Below are 13835 nucleotides of genomic sequence, written 5' to 3' on the forward strand. Positions count from 1 at the left end.
ATCACTGGACGGGTATCGATAGCGTGATCTTCACGATCTAGGGAGGAAGAGCCGTGTCGGAGCTGACGAATCCGGCCCCGCCGCCGGGCAGGGCGCGGCCGACCAGCGTCACCGTGTCGAGTTATCTGCTGTATCTGGTCGCCGCGCTTCAGGTGATCGGCTTGGTCGTTGCGCTGTCCGCGCTCGGCCCGCTGCAGGAGATCTACGAGGACGCCTTCGCGGGGACCGAGGGGCCGGGCGCGGCTTTCGCGACGGCCGCGATGGTCGTCGCCGCCGTGTTGGGGTTGATCGTCGCGATCGGCCTGGTGGTGCTCGGGATTCTCAACAACCGGGGCAAGAACGTCTCCCGCATCATCACCTGGGTGCTCGGCGGTCTCTTCGCCTGCTGCTCGGGCTTCGGGGTCCTCAGCAGCGCGCTGGGCAGCGCGTTGGGCGGCGGTTCGTCCGGCGGCGCGGGCATGCCGGACCAGGCGGAGATCCAGCGCCGGATCGAGCAGGAGCTGCCCTGGTACACCCCGGTCAGCGTGGTGCTCGGCGTGATCTCGGTGATCGCTCTGCTCGTGGCGCTCATCCTGCTCGCGCTGCCGGCGTCCAACGAGTTCTTCCGCAAGCCGCAGGCGGCCTGGGAGCCGCCGGTGCCGGGCGCGGGGTACCCGCCGGTCCCGGGCGGTCCCTACCCGGGATACCCGGCGACCCCGGGCTATCCGTCCGGCCAGGGCACGCCGGCGACGAGTACGCCGCCGTCGACGAGCACGCCACCGGCGCCGCCGAGCAACCCCGCCGCGAACCCGCCGTCGGGTCCCTCGGAGCCGCCCGCTCCGCCCTCCAGCTGATCGGGCAAAAGTAGACCGGAACGGATATCCCCCCGAGTAGGTTCGAAGCGTTCGCCACTACTCGGGGGGATTTCCATGTACCCAGGCGCTCCCGCCGTCGGGCAGCCGAGCCCGGTCCGCCCGCCGCCGGTGACCGCGGCCGTGGCGATCCTGATCCTGATGGGCGTCGTCGGACTCGTCCACGCGTTGGCCGGGCTCGCCGTGATGGCCCGCGTCGTCGACCGGGTGCGGAACGCCGCGCACGCCGTCGGTGTCGCCGGTTCGGACGCCGACACCGTCGTGTGGGGCGTACGCGCCGGCGCGATCGCCGCCGCGCTGATCGGGTTGCTCTTCGCGTTCCTGCTGATCCTGCTCGCCTTCGGTATCGCGCGCGGCAGCAGCGCGGCCCGGGTGGGCACCTGGGTGGTGTGCGCGTTCGGGCTGCTCTGCGGCTGCGCCACCGCGATCGCGACCCTCGGGCAGCGCGCGGTCGAGGTGGAGGTGGCGGGCAGCCCGGGCCGGGTGGAGCTGCTGGGCGCGCTCGCCGACGCCTACCCGGCCTGGTGGATCTGGCTCAGCGGCGGTCTTTCCGTGAGCCAGGCGCTCGGCTACCTTGTGGTGGCCCTGTTGCTGGCGCTTCCCGCGTCGACCGCCTTCTTCCGGCGGGAGCCTCCCGTGAGCGGGCCACCGCCGGCGTCGGGGCCCGTCCCACCGTCGATCTGAGGTAACCGTCGTGGTCGCACCGTCCGCTTCCCGCCGTACCGCCGTGGTCACCGGGGCCACCGCCGGCATCGGCGCCGCCTTCGCCCGTCGCCTTGCCGCGGACGGCTTCGACCTGGTGCTGGTGGCCCGGGACGCTGAGCGGCTGACCGGGCAGGCCGCCGAGCTCACGGCGGCGTACGGCGTGCGGGCGGTGACGCTGCCGGCCGATCTGTCCACGGACGACGGTTGCGGGGCGGTGGAGGAGCGGCTGCGTGACGCGGCGGACCCGGTCGAGCTGCTGGTCAACAACGCCGGCATCAGCCTGAACAAGCCGTTCCTACGCTCGACCGCCGACGACGAGGCGCGGCTGTTGCGGCTCAACGTGCACGCCGTGATGCGGCTGACCCTGGCGGTGCTGCCCGGCATGACGGAACGCCGCCACGGTGCCGTGATCAACGTCTCCTCCGTCGCCGGCTTCGGTGCGGTGATGCCCGGCTCCACCTACTCCGCGAGCAAGGCCTGGGTGACCAACTTCAGCGAGTCCGTCGCGCTCTCGGTCCGGCCGTTCAACGTACGGGTGATGGCGCTCTGTCCCGGGTACACGCGCACGGAGTTCCACGACCGGGCGGGGATAAACATGTCGAAAACCCCTGCATGGATGTGGCTGGCCGCGGACGACGTGGTTGCGGCCGCGTTGCGGGATCTCGGCCGTGGCAAGCAGGTCAGCGTTCCGGACTGGAAGTACAAGCTCGCGGTTCTCGGGCTGCGGCACGCGCCGCGGGGGCTGCTGCAGGCGGTGGCGCGGGACACGCGCGGGCGGATCGGCCGGGAAGAGCGCTGATCGTCCGGCCGCGAGACACCCCGTTCATCCGTCCGGTCACCGCGCGTGCCGTTTAGGGCGGCGGTCGGGGCGGTTCGGCCGACGACGGACATCGAAGTGATGACGCCCGATTGAGTGAAAAATCGCGGCGATGAATACGTCGTGGGAGCGCGCTCGCGAGCCGGCCGGCCGCCTCCGGCGGGCGTCCTGCGGCTCATCCGCGCCCCGCGTCGCCCCCGATGTGGCGCGCAGTTGGCCCCGACCCGGCGACGTCGCCCGTGCCGACCCGCTCGACCCACCTGCGCCGCCGGGTCCGACGGTTCCGTGCCGGGACCGTCGCGCGGCGGCGACCCGTCCGCGAGAGCGATCGGTCTGATGTTCCCGCTGGTGGTCGCGGTCGTCGGCACGACGCCCGCGCGCGCCCGAGTCGGGTGTTACGCCCCGCCGCGCGGTCTTATCGACCGGCCGTGATTGCGCGTCGCCGGGCACACACATCGGAATTCCGTTGGAAATCAGCGCGTGAGCGTTGTGTCGTCGATCGATGTTTCGTCCTTTCGTACGTGGGAATATGTCGTTTCGGGGCTGGACGTCGCACGCGGCGGCACACCCGGCGTTGACCTGCGTCTTCCTCCCGTTCGTGCCGATCAACCGCCAGCTGTGCACCCGCCGGGCCCACAGTTTCCCTCCCAGGGGTGACAAGTAGTCTTGTCCGCCATGGGCGACCACGACGACCTGCGTAAATTCATCACTGAGCTCGCTGTCGTACATGGCAAGGTGGTGTTGTCCTCCGGACGCGAAGCGGACTGGTACGTCGACCTGCGGCGCGTGACGTTGCACCATGCGGCGGCACCGCTCGTCGGTCGGGTGCTGCTGGACCTCACCGCGGACTGGCAGTTCGACGCGGTCGGCGGGCTCACGCTGGGCGCGGACCCGGTCGCCCTGTCGATGCTGCACGCGGCTCCGGCCACGCAGCGTCGACTGGACGCCTTCGTGGTCCGCAAGTCGGAGAAGACGCACGGGCTGCAGCGACGGATCGAAGGACCGGACGTCGCGGGCCGCCGGGTGCTGGCGGTCGAGGACACCTCGACGACGGGAGGCAGTGTGCTCACCGCCGTGGAGGCATTAAGGGAAGCGGGAGCCGAGGTCGTGGGCGTGGCGGTTATTGTCGATCGAGGGGCGGGCGACGCGGTGCGGGCCGCTGGTCTTCCCTATCGGGCGGCCTACACGTTGGCCGACCTCGGCCTAGTGGCCTAAAAGTTTGCCGATTCGGACCTGCTGATATGCAGGCGGGTCGATGCTGTTGGTGGAAGGATGGATTTCGTGGGAACTGCGTTGGCTGAAATGACTATGCCTCAGATCTCGCCGCTTGCCGGCGAGCCGATCGAACGTGCCGACGCCGAGCGACTCGCGGGGGTCCTCAAGGCGCTCGCCGACCCTGCCCGACTGCGGCTGCTCAGCCTGATCCAGTCGGCGCCGGAGGGCGAGGCCTGCGTCTGCGACCTCACCGCCCCGCTCGGCCTCTCGCAGCCGACTGTGAGCCACCACCTGCGCATCCTCACCGAGGCAGGCCTGCTGGAGCGGGAGAAGCGTGGCGTGTGGGCCTACTACCGGCTGGTGCCGGCCGCGATCGCCACGATCGCGGACCTGCTGACCCCGCCGCGTAAGCGCGCCACCAAGAAGGCTCGCTGAATCAGCGCGGGAGCGCCTGGCGTCCCTCCGCTGTGAGGTGACGCCAGGCGGTCCCGCGAGCCCTCGGGGGCTCTCGACCGGCCGGCCGGGGCGCCAAGCCCGGCCACCTCGGCGAGGCGGCCGGGTCGATCCGCAGGTACGTGCGGTCCCGGCCCTTGATCCCCGGCTGCAGCAGCGCCCGCCGGCCGTCCACCGCGCCGGGCCGGCGTACGGCGTCACCACCATTCCCGCGCCGCCCGCGGCGGTCAGCTCCGGCGACCGGTGCGTGGCCGCGCCAGCGCGACAACACGGCGAAGATCGTCTCAGGTGGCCGCCGCGCGAGCCCTCCCATCTCGATGCGCTCCGGTTGCCGCCGCAATGTTTTCGATGCCCGCCTCCGTCATTAGGGTCGAGAGCCCATCGGAGGTGCCCGTGACGTACGAGGAGTTCGCCGACTCCCGACTCACCGCGATGCTGCGCTATGCCGTGATGCTGACCGGTGACCCCCACCTTGCGCAGGACCTGCTGCAGGAGACGATGGTGCGGGTCCAGCTCAACTGGCGCCGGGTGGCGCGCGCCGACTCGCCGGAGCGCTACGTGCGCCGGATGCTCACCAACCAGTACGTCGACTGGCGGCGGGGATCGTGGTTTCGCCGGGTGATCCTCCGAGCCGAGCACGAGGAGCCGCGTGGGCTGCCGGACCACGCGCAGGCCACGGCGGACCGGGACCAGATCTGGTCCTGGCTGGCGCGGCTGCCGCGCCGACAACGGGCGGCGCTGGTGCTGCGGTACTACGAGGACCTGCCCGACGCTGAGATCGCCGAGGTGCTCGGCTGTGCGGTCGGCACGGTCCGGGCGTCGGTCTCGCGGGCGCTCGCCACGCTCCGCGCCGAGTTGGTGGAGGCATGACGGTGATCGAGGACGACCTGCGGGCGACGTTCGCCCGGCACGAGAAGCTGACACCGCCGGCGGCCCCACTGCGGGCGATCATCGACCGGACGGCGGCCCGCCGTCGTCGCCGGCGTCGTACGGTCGTCGCCACGGCGGCCGCGTTGGTGCTGCTCGCCGGGGCCGCGGTCCCGGCGCTGGCCCGGAGCGTGCTCGGTGGGCCCGTATCGGTCGGGACCGGCTTGTTGGGCGGTGACGCCGGTCCCGCCGTTCCGGCGAAGCCGCTGAACTTCCTCCTGGTCGGCCTGGACCGTCGGCCGGGGTCGGCCGACGTGCGCGCGGACACGGTGATGATCCTGCATGTGCCGCGGGACCGGAGGAGCGCTTTCGTCATCTCCATCCCGCGGGACGCCCGGGTGGCGATCCCGGGGCACGGCGCAGACAAGATCAATAGCGCGTTCTTCCATGGTGGCCAACGCGGGGACCGGCTCGACGTCCCCGGTGGGCTGCGACTGACCGCACGTGCCGTCCAGCAGCTCACCGGGCTCGAGCTGGACGGGGCGGCGGTCGTGGAATTCTCCGCGTTACGCGGCGTCACCGACGCGGTCGGCGGGGTGCGGATGTGTCTGGACCGGCCGGTCCGGTCCGCACACACCGAGCGGGTCTTCCCGAAGGGCTGCCAGGACCTGGACGGCGCGGCGGCGATGGATCTGCTGCGGCAGCGCTTCGATCTGCCGGACGGGGCGTTCGGCCGGGACCGCATGGGCCAGCGCTACCTCCGGGCGCTACTGGCGAAGGCGACGAGCGCCCAGGTGCGGGACAACCCGCTGCGCCTGCACGAGGTGCTACGGGCGGCCGGGCCGGGGCTGACGCTCGACATGAAGGGCTTCGACCTCGCCGACCTGTTGTTCGCGACCCGCGCCATCCCGGCCGACGGCGTCGCCGGCATCACGCTGCGGAGCGTCGGCGGCGTGGTCGAAGGTCGCGGTCACAGCCGCGGGTTCGACCGCGTCGGCTCGGTGGAGTTGGACCGGGTGTCGCTGCGCGCGCTCGTCGACGCCGTGCAGCGGGACGAGGTCGCGGCCTGGGCGACCGCGCACCCGGATCAGATCACCCGATAGTGATCGTCCCGCCGGGCGCCGCGTTTGCGCGGCGCCCGGCGGAACGGGTTCAGCGGTAGTCGTCGTCGAGGTCGATGACGCGGGCCTGTTCCATCGCGTCCCACTCGTCGACCTCGAAACCGCGCCGGATCTCGGTGTCCTGGTCGGCCGGGTTGGCCATGGTCGCCTGTTCGACGGCGTCGGCCGCCGGCGCCTCCGGGTCACGCTCCTCGGCGCTGAGGTGCTCGCTGGGGGCGAGGTCCTCTTCCGGTTGCATCGTCGTCGCCTCCTTCCGAGCCGCGGCATGCTCCGTCCCCCCACGGTACGGGTTACCGAGATCGACGGGTGCCTGGTTGCCGGGAAAACCCTGTGCCCTTCCATGTCCCCGGATTGTGCCGAGATGACACCATGTCGTCGTGAGCTTCCTGATCCGAATCCTGAGCACCGCGGTCGCGCTGTGGATCACCACGCTGGTGGTGCCCGGCATCGAGGTGACGGGCGGCTCGCCCGCCCGGAACGCGTTGACGCTGGTCATCGTCGCGGTCATCTTCGGGCTCGTCAACGCCGTGCTCAAGCCCATCATCAAGTCGGTGGGGTGCCTGTTCTACGTTCTGACGCTCGGGCTGTTCGCGCTCGTCGTCAACGCGCTGCTCTTCCTGCTGACGGACTGGATCGCCAGCCTGTTCGATCTGCCGTTCCGGATCAGCGGCTTCTGGGCGGCGTTCTGGGGAGCGATCGTGGTGGCGATCGTCGGCTGGGTGATCAGCCTCGTGGTTCCCGATCCCGGCGACTGAGCGGGCCGAGGGGTGATTTCCGCAACGTCAGTGACCTGCGGGATACTGCCCACGGAGGACAGCGCGGTCCGGCGCACACACATTGGGCACACCGGAGTCCCCGGTTGCCGAGATCGGTACTGAAGGAGCGTTCGATATGCCTATCGCCTCCCCCGAGGTCTACGCCGAGATGCTCGACCGCGCCAGGAACGGCGCGTTCGCGTACCCCGCGATCAACGTGACGTCCTCGCAGACCCTGAACGCCGCGATCCGCGGCTTCGCCGAGGCCGAGAGCGACGGCATCATCCAGGTCTCCACCGGCGGCGCCGAGTATCTCTCCGGCCCGACGATCAAGGACATGGTCACCGGCTCCGTCGCGTTTGCCGCGTTCGCGCAGGAGGTCGCGAAGAAGTACGACGTCAACATCGCGCTGCACACCGACCACTGCCCGAAGAACAAGCTGGACGGCTTCGTCCGGCCGCTGCTGGCGATCTCGAAGGAGCGGGTCGCCCGCGGTGAGGCGCCGCTGTTCCAGTCGCACATGTGGGACGGCTCGGCGGTCCCGCTGAAGGAGAACCTGGAGATCGCCTCCGAGCTGCTGGCCGAGGCGGCCGCGGCGCACGTCGTGCTGGAGATCGAGGTCGGCGTCGTCGGCGGCGAGGAGGACGGCGTCGTCGGCGCCATCGACGACAAGCTGTACACCACCGTCGAGGACGGTCTGGCCATGGTCGAGGCGCTCGGTCTGGGGGAGAAGGGCCGCTACATGGCGGCGCTGACCTTCGGCAACGTGCACGGCGTCTACAAGCCGGGCAACGTCAAGCTCCGCCCGTCGATCCTCAAGGAGATCCAGGACGCGGTCGGCGCCAAGTACGGCAAGGAGAAGCCGCTCAGCCTGGTCTTCCACGGCGGCTCCGGTTCGCTGCTGGAGGAGATCCGCGAGGCGGTCGACTACGGCGTGGTCAAGATGAACATCGACACCGACACCCAGTACGCGTTCACCCGCCCGGTCGTGTCGCACATGTTCACCAACTACGACGGCGTGCTGAAGATCGACGGCGAGGTCGGCAACAAGAAGGCCTACGACCCGCGCGCCTGGGGCAAGCTCGCCGAGGAGGGGCTCGCGAACCGGGTCGTCGAGGCCTGCGAGCACCTGCGCTCCACCGGCACCACCCTGGCCAAGTAACACCTTCGTCGCCGCGGCCGGTTCCCCAGAGGCGGGGAGCCGGCCGCGCCGCATGTGCGGGTCGCGACGGCGTCGCTACGATCGTCCAGATCTGCCGAATCGAATCGCCGCCGACCCCCGGCGGCGGGCCCGTCCCCGGGAGGTCCCGTCGTGCTCGGCACGGAAGGGTACGAGCCGCAGTGGTGCCACCGCGCGTCGGCGCTGGCCGCCGCGCACCGGGCGCGCTGCGCGCGGATCGTCGGCCGGCCGCTGGACGGTGCCTGGCTGATGTGGGACGCCCGGCGGGGCGACTGGTTCGCCGCCGGCCCGGTGATCCTTGGCTTCGGTGACGTGAACATCGAGGTCACGCACCGCAAGTTCGACGAGTGCGCGATCACCTGGGGCCAGATCGACATGTCGATGCCGTTGGCCTGGCCCGGCCTGGCCCTGGACTGGCGGGCGTACTGTCACCCGGCGCTGCTCACCGTCCGCGGCCGACGACTGCGCGCGGTCAACGTGATCGAGCGGATCACGCCCACCGAGTGGCGTCCGCGGGTGCTGTACGGGGTGGAGTTCCTCTTCGAGGGCGCCCGGCTGGCCGTCTACAACGCGCTCGACGAGAACGCCCTCAGCGACGCCCCCGACGTCGATCTCCCGATCGGCTTCTGGCGGCGCGTCTCCATCGCCTGACCCCTACCCTCCGGCGATCTCCTCGATCGGCTCATCCGACGTCCGGGGCACGGGCGCGACCGCGACGGCCGGTTCCCCGATCAGCAGCCGCACCGCCTCGTGCACGTCGTCGGTGAGGTGGATCGAGCGGGACAGGTCACCGAACGGCGAGAGCGCCAGCAACGGGCGCAGCAGCGTCTCGATCGGCAGGGTCTGCGTCCAGAAGGCGCGGTCCAGGAAGACGTACGCCCCGCTCGCGCCGTCCGTACCGTAGAAGGTTTTCGTCGCCGCCTGGAAGACCTCCTGCACCGTCCCCGCGCGGCCGGCCGCGAAGACGATGCCGCCGCGGGCGAGCCGCAGGATCGTGTCCTCGCGGATGGCGTTGGAGAAGTACTTGGCGATCCGGCCGGCGAACAGGTTGGCCGGCTCGTGCCCGTACAGCCAGGTCGGGATCGCCAGCCCGCCCCGACGCGCCCAGCCGTCGGGCGCGTCCGTCGCCTCCGGCGCCGGGCCGAAACGCGCCCGCACCTCCAACGCGGCGGCGGTGTACGGATCGTGATCGGCGAAGTTCGGGGCGGTGGCCAGCAGATCGATCGCCAGCGTGAGGTCGTCGGCCGAGCGGGTCGCCAGGTACGCCCCGAGGTTCGCCGCCTCCATCACGCCGGGACCGCCGCCCGTGACCACCAGCCGACCGGCGCGGGCCAGCTCCCAGCCGAGCGTCGCGGCCAGCCGGTACGCGGCGGTGCCGCGCGCCACCGCGTGCCCGCCCATCACCCCGACCACCGACGCCGCGCCGTGCCGCGCCAGCCACGCGTCCGTGACGTCGGCGAGCGCGTTGTCGATCGCGTGGTCGTGCATCCGCTGCGCGAGCGCCTCCCGCACCTCCGGCAGCGCCCCACCGTGCGCGCGGAAGTGCTCGTAGACCACGGCGTCGTACATGGTGGCGAACCCGCCGGTCTCGAAGCCGGCCGTGAGGTCCTCCGCGGTGTAGAGCCGCGGCGGATGGGTCGGGTACGGCAGCGCGGTGAACGCGGGCACCACGTGCGCGCCGCGGCGGACCAGCTCCGCCTCCGCCTCGGTCGAGCTGAAGCGGCAGCCCAGGAAGAACGTGTCGGTGACGTCGACGGCGGACAGGTCCGGCACCGGGTCGACGTCGAGAGGCAGCCCCTGCACGGTCAGCCCGGCGAGTGTCCCGGTGCGCAGGTGGCGGTCGAACTCGGCTCGGGACTCCACCTCGTGCGGGGTGGTGTCGTGCGGCTCGAAGAGATCTGCGGGGGGTGGCGTCGGCACAAGGTCATTCTCCTCCGCCGCCGCCACCGGCGCAGGTCCACCGACGCGGGAAAGCCCGGCGGCCTGCGCCACCGGGCTCCCATCACCGGGTCCTGGGGAGGCTCCGGACCTCTATTTGTAGTCCAGTCGAGTGGAGCGCACACCCGCCGCTCGCGTGACGAATCCCTCAGCCGTTCAGTCACCGTGCACCGGCCGTTCCGGGTTGAATGGGCCGAATGCAGAACCTGTTGCCCGAACCGCCGGCCACGCTGCTGCCCGGCAACGAAGAGGCCGACGCGGCGCTCGCCGCGGCCGCGCAGGTGAACACCGATGACGCGTACGCGGAGGTGGCGGCCCGGTTCCCGACCTACAGCGCGGCCTGGGCCACGCTCGCGGAGCGCGCGTTCGCCGAGGACCGGACCGTCACCGCGTACGCCTACGCGCGTACCGGGTATCACCGCGGACTCGACCAGCTGCGTCGCGCCGGCTGGAAGGGGCACGGGCCGGTCCCGTGGGCCCACCGCCCCAACCGTGGTTTCCTGCGCTGCCTGCACCTGCTCTCCCGCGCGGCGGGCGAGATCGGCGAGTCCGACGAGGCGGCGCGGTGCGCCCAGTTCCTGCGGGACTGTGACCCGGCCGCCGGCGACGCCCTGGCCGGCTCCTGAGGCTGTGACGGCCGACGGCGGTACCGGATCCCCCGGGTCACCGCCGTCGGCGGCGCGTCACAGGCCTTCCGCCACCGCTGCGGCGATCTTGAGCCACGCGTCCCGCGTGCCGGACGAGAGCTGCGCGTAGCGGATCGGCTCACCGGCGTCGATGAGCCGCTCGTACGGCGCGAGCAGCACCGCCCTGGTCCGGGCCGCGAAATGCTGTTGGATGGGCGGAAGGTCGATCTCCCGCCGCGACGGCGGCATCGACACCACCGTGACCGCCTGCCGGACCAGCCGCTGCCGGCCGGTCTGCTCGAGGTGGTCGAGCATCCGCGCCGCCGTCTCGGCCGAGTCGTTCCGGGCCGACATCGTGACCACGAGTTGGTCGGTGGCGTCGATGGCGGCCTGCCAGTTCTGCGCCCGCACGTTGTTACCGGTGTCCACGAAGATCAACTTGTAGAACCGGCTCACGACCTCGCGGATCTCGGCGAACGCGGTCGCGGTCAGCATCTCGCCGGCGGTGGCGGACTCGTCGGAGGCGAGCACGTCGAACATGCCCTCGCCCTGCGAGCGCACGTACTGCGACAGGTCGCCCACCCGCCCCTGCGCGCCCTGGAACTGGTACAGGTCCCGGAGCATGTCGCGGACCGTACGCGAGTGGAAGTCCTGCTGTGCCCGCATCCCCAGTGTGCCCTGGGTCTCGTTGTTGTCCCAGGCCAGCACGTAACCGCCGCGCTTCTGCCCGAACGTCATCGCCAGCAGCAGGATCGCCACGGTCTTGCCGGCGCCGCCCTTGGGGTTCACCACGGTGACCTGACGCAGCCCGCCGAAGTTGCGGCGGACCATCTCGATGTCGCGCTTGATCTCCTGCTCGTGCCGACCGGGCGGAAGCTTGACCAGCCCGAGCGTGCTCTTGTTGAGCGCGGCGCGGACGCCCATCGTGGCCACTGGCTCGGCCGGCCGTGCCGCGCGACGCCGCGCGAAGTCCTCGGCCGTCGGCACGAACGACTCCGGCGTCCAGACCGGCTCGGTGTACGCCGCGGGCGGCACGGAGTAGACGCCGGGGGCGCCGTTCGGCCGGACCTCCGTCACGCCGGGATGGGTCTCCGCCCCGGGCTGCGGAGCGGCGGCCTGCGGCGGCAGTGGGTCGGCCTCCTGTCCCGGATGGCTCGGGCCGGGATGCGGCGAGGCGGGATGCGTGGGCCCCGGATGCTGCGGACCGGGGCGGGTCGGACCGGGTGGCGTCGGCGCCGGGTGCGTCGGCCCGGGTGTCGGTGACACCGGATGGGCCGGCCCCGGGTACGGCGACGCGGGATGGGTGGGCCTGGTGGGCGGGGCCGCGGCCGGCGACCCCCACTCCTCCGGGGCAGGCTGTGCCAGCGGCGGCGCGACGGCCTGCGGCGGGGCCGGCTCCCGCGTTCCGACCTCGTGCTGCGGCGGCGACATCGGGTCGCCGGCCACCGGGGGGCGGGCCTGGCCGCGCGCGGGCGCGGGGTTCGGGGCGGGCTGCGGCGGGGCGGGGCGCTGCGGCGGCTGCGCCCAGGGCGACGTCGGGGCGTGCGGCGGCTCCGGGCCGTCGGCCGCGACGCCCGGCGTCGGCGGCGTCTCCTGCGGCGGTGCCGCGGCGGCCGGCGGCGTATCGGCGGCGGGGGTGGCCGTCCGGGGTTGTGCGGTGTCCCCCGTGACGGGGTCGGCGGACAGGCGGTCGGCCGGCCCGGCGCGGCCGGGCACCGGCCGCGGGGGCCCACCGTGGACGGGCGCGTCGTGCGGCGGCATCGGCCCGGGACCGACCTGGAACGGAACGTCCAACGTGAACGGCTGGTCGAGCCCGACCGGCCGCTCCGGCGGACGCGGCGCCGCAACCGGGCCGGGGGCTCCCGTGACCACCGGCCAGGCGCGGGTCGGCGGATCGGCGACGGCCGGCTCACCGGGGCGCGGGCCGGTCGGATGCGGGACGGCCGCCTGCTCACCGGGGCGCGGCGCGGACACCGCCGGCTCGTCCGGGCGCGGGGTGGGCGCGGTCGGTGGCCCGGCGACCGGCTGCGGGGGAGCGGGGCGTGGCGGCGCGGCGGGTGGGTACCCGGTCTCGTCGCGGCGGTCGGCGACGACCTCGTCGGGGGGCCAGAACGGCTCGACGTCCGGCGTCGGTTGCGGCCGGCCCTGCCCCGGCACGTAGACCTGATCTCCGTAGTCGTCCACCACGTCTACCTCCCGTCGTTCCCGCCCCGAGGATATGCACCACGGTCCCGCCCCGCTGCCGGAGCGGTCAGCCGGCGTACACCCCCCAGGCGCCCGGCTCGACCCACCACGACCGCTTTCGGGTCAGCGTGCCGGCGACCCCGTCGTCGAGGAACGGCAGTTCCCCGTCCCGCGGCGTGACCGCGACCGCCCGGCCGCGGGCGCGCCGGACCTCGATCCGGGTCCGCGGCTTCCGCAACGGCGACTTGACCACCACCGGAACCGCGATCGCCACCTCGATGACCGCGTCCGCCGGGTCCGGGCCGGCCAGCAGCGGCAGCCCGTCGAGCGTCGCGTACCCGCCCGCGTTGCCGATCGCGCAGGCCAGCACCGGGTCCTCGCCGTTGCTCAGCACGGCGTCGTCCACCTCGACGCGTCCGCGCCACGTCAGCGGCCGCCCCGCCTCGTCGGCGCCGCCGAGCAGCGCGCCGTCCAGGGTGACCGAGCCGCCGTCGGTGCGGAGCAGGTCGAGCCGGCGTACCCGGCCGTCCAGCGCCGCCGCAGCGACCGCGGCCGGCTCGCGGGGCAGGCCGAGCTGGGCGGCGAGGTCGCGCTGCGCGCCGGCACGGGCCGGATCGAGCGGGAGTACGCCGATCGGGGGAAGATCGGGCACGGTGCGGTTGTCGGCGAGGTCGGCGGGACGACGGCTCGGCGGTGGCGCGTACCGCCGGACCAGCCGGCGCAGCACGGCGCGCAACTGTCCGTCCGTGGCCGCGGCCACGATCAGCCGGGTCTTGCCGTCCTGATCCGGCCAGGTGAGGCCGTCGGGGCGGGGCGGCCCGTCGAGGCGGGCGAGCACGGCGTCGATCTCGGCGTCGGAGTGCGCGGTGACGGTCTCGACCCGGGCCCCGGCGGCGGTGAGCGCATCCGCGCAGCGCAGCACCGGCACCCGGGGAGCGTCGCCGCAGCGGTCGCTCTCACCCTCCGTGCAGGATCCGCAGCACGCGTCGCCACCGCCGCCGGGCCCGGCACCGGTGCCGAGCGTGAGCAGCACCACGTCGTACACCGTTTTGGCCTCCCGCCGATCCGCACGGCCCTGACTGGAGGCCGTCACCTCTTGTTAGCCTGACACCTCGGGCTCGCC

General features: G+C 72.8%; 15 protein-coding genes. 11 read left to right on the top strand and 4 right to left on the bottom strand.

All coding sequences use genetic code 11. The annotated features are described in order from the left end of the window. The first annotated feature begins 53 nt into the window (after positions 1-53). From BLW47_RS05580 to BLW47_RS05610, 7 genes are all read left to right on the top strand, one after another. Entirely contained in the window at positions 54-833 is a 780-nt protein-coding gene (locus BLW47_RS05580) for a hypothetical protein (RefSeq protein WP_245736377.1), read from the top strand. Between the two features lie 75 nt (positions 834-908). Continuing rightward, on the top strand, positions 909-1535 hold the full coding sequence (locus tag BLW47_RS05585; protein ID WP_139307162.1) for a hypothetical protein: 627 nt from the start codon (positions 909-911) through the stop codon (positions 1533-1535). Between the two features lie 10 nt (positions 1536-1545). Further along, positions 1546-2355 (top strand): SDR family NAD(P)-dependent oxidoreductase, encoded by an 810-nt coding sequence (locus tag BLW47_RS05590; protein WP_091552080.1) that lies wholly within the window; start codon positions 1546-1548, stop codon positions 2353-2355. Positions 2356-3048: 693 nt separating this feature from the next. Beyond that, complete coding sequence (pyrE, locus tag BLW47_RS05595) at positions 3049-3588, top strand: orotate phosphoribosyltransferase (RefSeq protein WP_091552082.1); 540 nt, start codon at positions 3049-3051, stop codon at positions 3586-3588. Positions 3589-3645: 57 nt separating this feature from the next. Next, positions 3646-4023, top strand: coding sequence for an ArsR/SmtB family transcription factor (locus BLW47_RS05600; protein WP_091552084.1), 378 nt, complete (start codon positions 3646-3648; stop codon positions 4021-4023). A 411-nt stretch (positions 4024-4434) separates the two neighbouring features. Then, positions 4435-4911, top strand: coding sequence for a SigE family RNA polymerase sigma factor (locus BLW47_RS05605; RefSeq protein ID WP_175543500.1), 477 nt, complete (start codon positions 4435-4437; stop codon positions 4909-4911). Further along, positions 4908-6011 carry an LCP family protein gene (locus BLW47_RS05610; protein ID WP_091552087.1) on the top strand — a complete coding sequence of 368 codons (1104 nt, stop codon included), beginning with the start codon at positions 4908-4910 and terminating at the stop codon, positions 6009-6011. Before BLW47_RS05605 ends, BLW47_RS05610 begins: the two co-directional genes overlap by 4 nt. A 49-nt stretch (positions 6012-6060) precedes the next feature. Here BLW47_RS05610 and BLW47_RS05615 read toward each other — a convergent pair whose 3' ends face one another. Continuing rightward, entirely contained in the window at positions 6061-6267 is a 207-nt protein-coding gene (locus BLW47_RS05615) for a hypothetical protein (protein WP_091552090.1), read from the bottom strand. A 139-nt stretch (positions 6268-6406) separates the two neighbouring features. Between BLW47_RS05615 and BLW47_RS05620 the strand changes: the two genes are divergently transcribed. From BLW47_RS05620 to BLW47_RS05630, 3 genes are all read left to right on the top strand, one after another. Next, positions 6407-6784 (top strand): phage holin family protein, encoded by a 378-nt coding sequence (locus BLW47_RS05620; RefSeq protein ID WP_091552092.1) that lies wholly within the window; start codon positions 6407-6409, stop codon positions 6782-6784. A 136-nt stretch (positions 6785-6920) separates the two neighbouring features. Continuing rightward, positions 6921-7946, top strand: a complete 1026-nt coding sequence (gene fbaA / locus BLW47_RS05625; RefSeq protein ID WP_091552095.1) for a class II fructose-bisphosphate aldolase — start codon at positions 6921-6923, stop codon at positions 7944-7946. 150 nt (positions 7947-8096) lie between these two features. Beyond that, the gene (locus tag BLW47_RS05630; RefSeq protein ID WP_091552098.1) at positions 8097-8615 is read left to right on the top strand and encodes a hypothetical protein; all 519 of its coding nucleotides are present in this window, start codon (positions 8097-8099) and stop codon (positions 8613-8615) included. Positions 8616-8618: 3 nt separating this feature from the next. Here BLW47_RS05630 and BLW47_RS05635 read toward each other — a convergent pair whose 3' ends face one another. Continuing rightward, positions 8619-9884 carry an LOG family protein gene (locus BLW47_RS05635; RefSeq protein WP_175543501.1) on the bottom strand — a complete coding sequence of 422 codons (1266 nt, stop codon included), beginning with the start codon at positions 9882-9884 and terminating at the stop codon, positions 8619-8621. Between the two features lie 215 nt (positions 9885-10099). Between BLW47_RS05635 and BLW47_RS05640 the strand changes: the two genes are divergently transcribed. Next, the gene (locus BLW47_RS05640; protein ID WP_091552100.1) at positions 10100-10528 is read left to right on the top strand and encodes a DUF3151 domain-containing protein; all 429 of its coding nucleotides are present in this window, start codon (positions 10100-10102) and stop codon (positions 10526-10528) included. Positions 10529-10585: 57 nt separating this feature from the next. Here BLW47_RS05640 and BLW47_RS05645 read toward each other — a convergent pair whose 3' ends face one another. Together BLW47_RS05645 and BLW47_RS05650 are read right to left on the bottom strand one after the other, a co-directional pair. Further along, positions 10586-12715, bottom strand: coding sequence for a MinD/ParA family ATP-binding protein (locus BLW47_RS05645; protein ID WP_091552103.1), 2130 nt, complete (start codon positions 12713-12715; stop codon positions 10586-10588). A gap of 64 nt (positions 12716-12779) precedes the next feature. Next, positions 12780-13757 carry a diacylglycerol kinase family protein gene (locus BLW47_RS05650; RefSeq protein ID WP_091552105.1) on the bottom strand — a complete coding sequence of 326 codons (978 nt, stop codon included), beginning with the start codon at positions 13755-13757 and terminating at the stop codon, positions 12780-12782. Between the last annotated feature and the right edge of the window lie 78 nt (positions 13758-13835).

The organism is Micromonospora pattaloongensis, from assembly GCF_900107255.1.
GTDB lineage: Bacteria > Actinomycetota > Actinomycetes > Mycobacteriales > Micromonosporaceae > Micromonospora_I > Micromonospora_I pattaloongensis.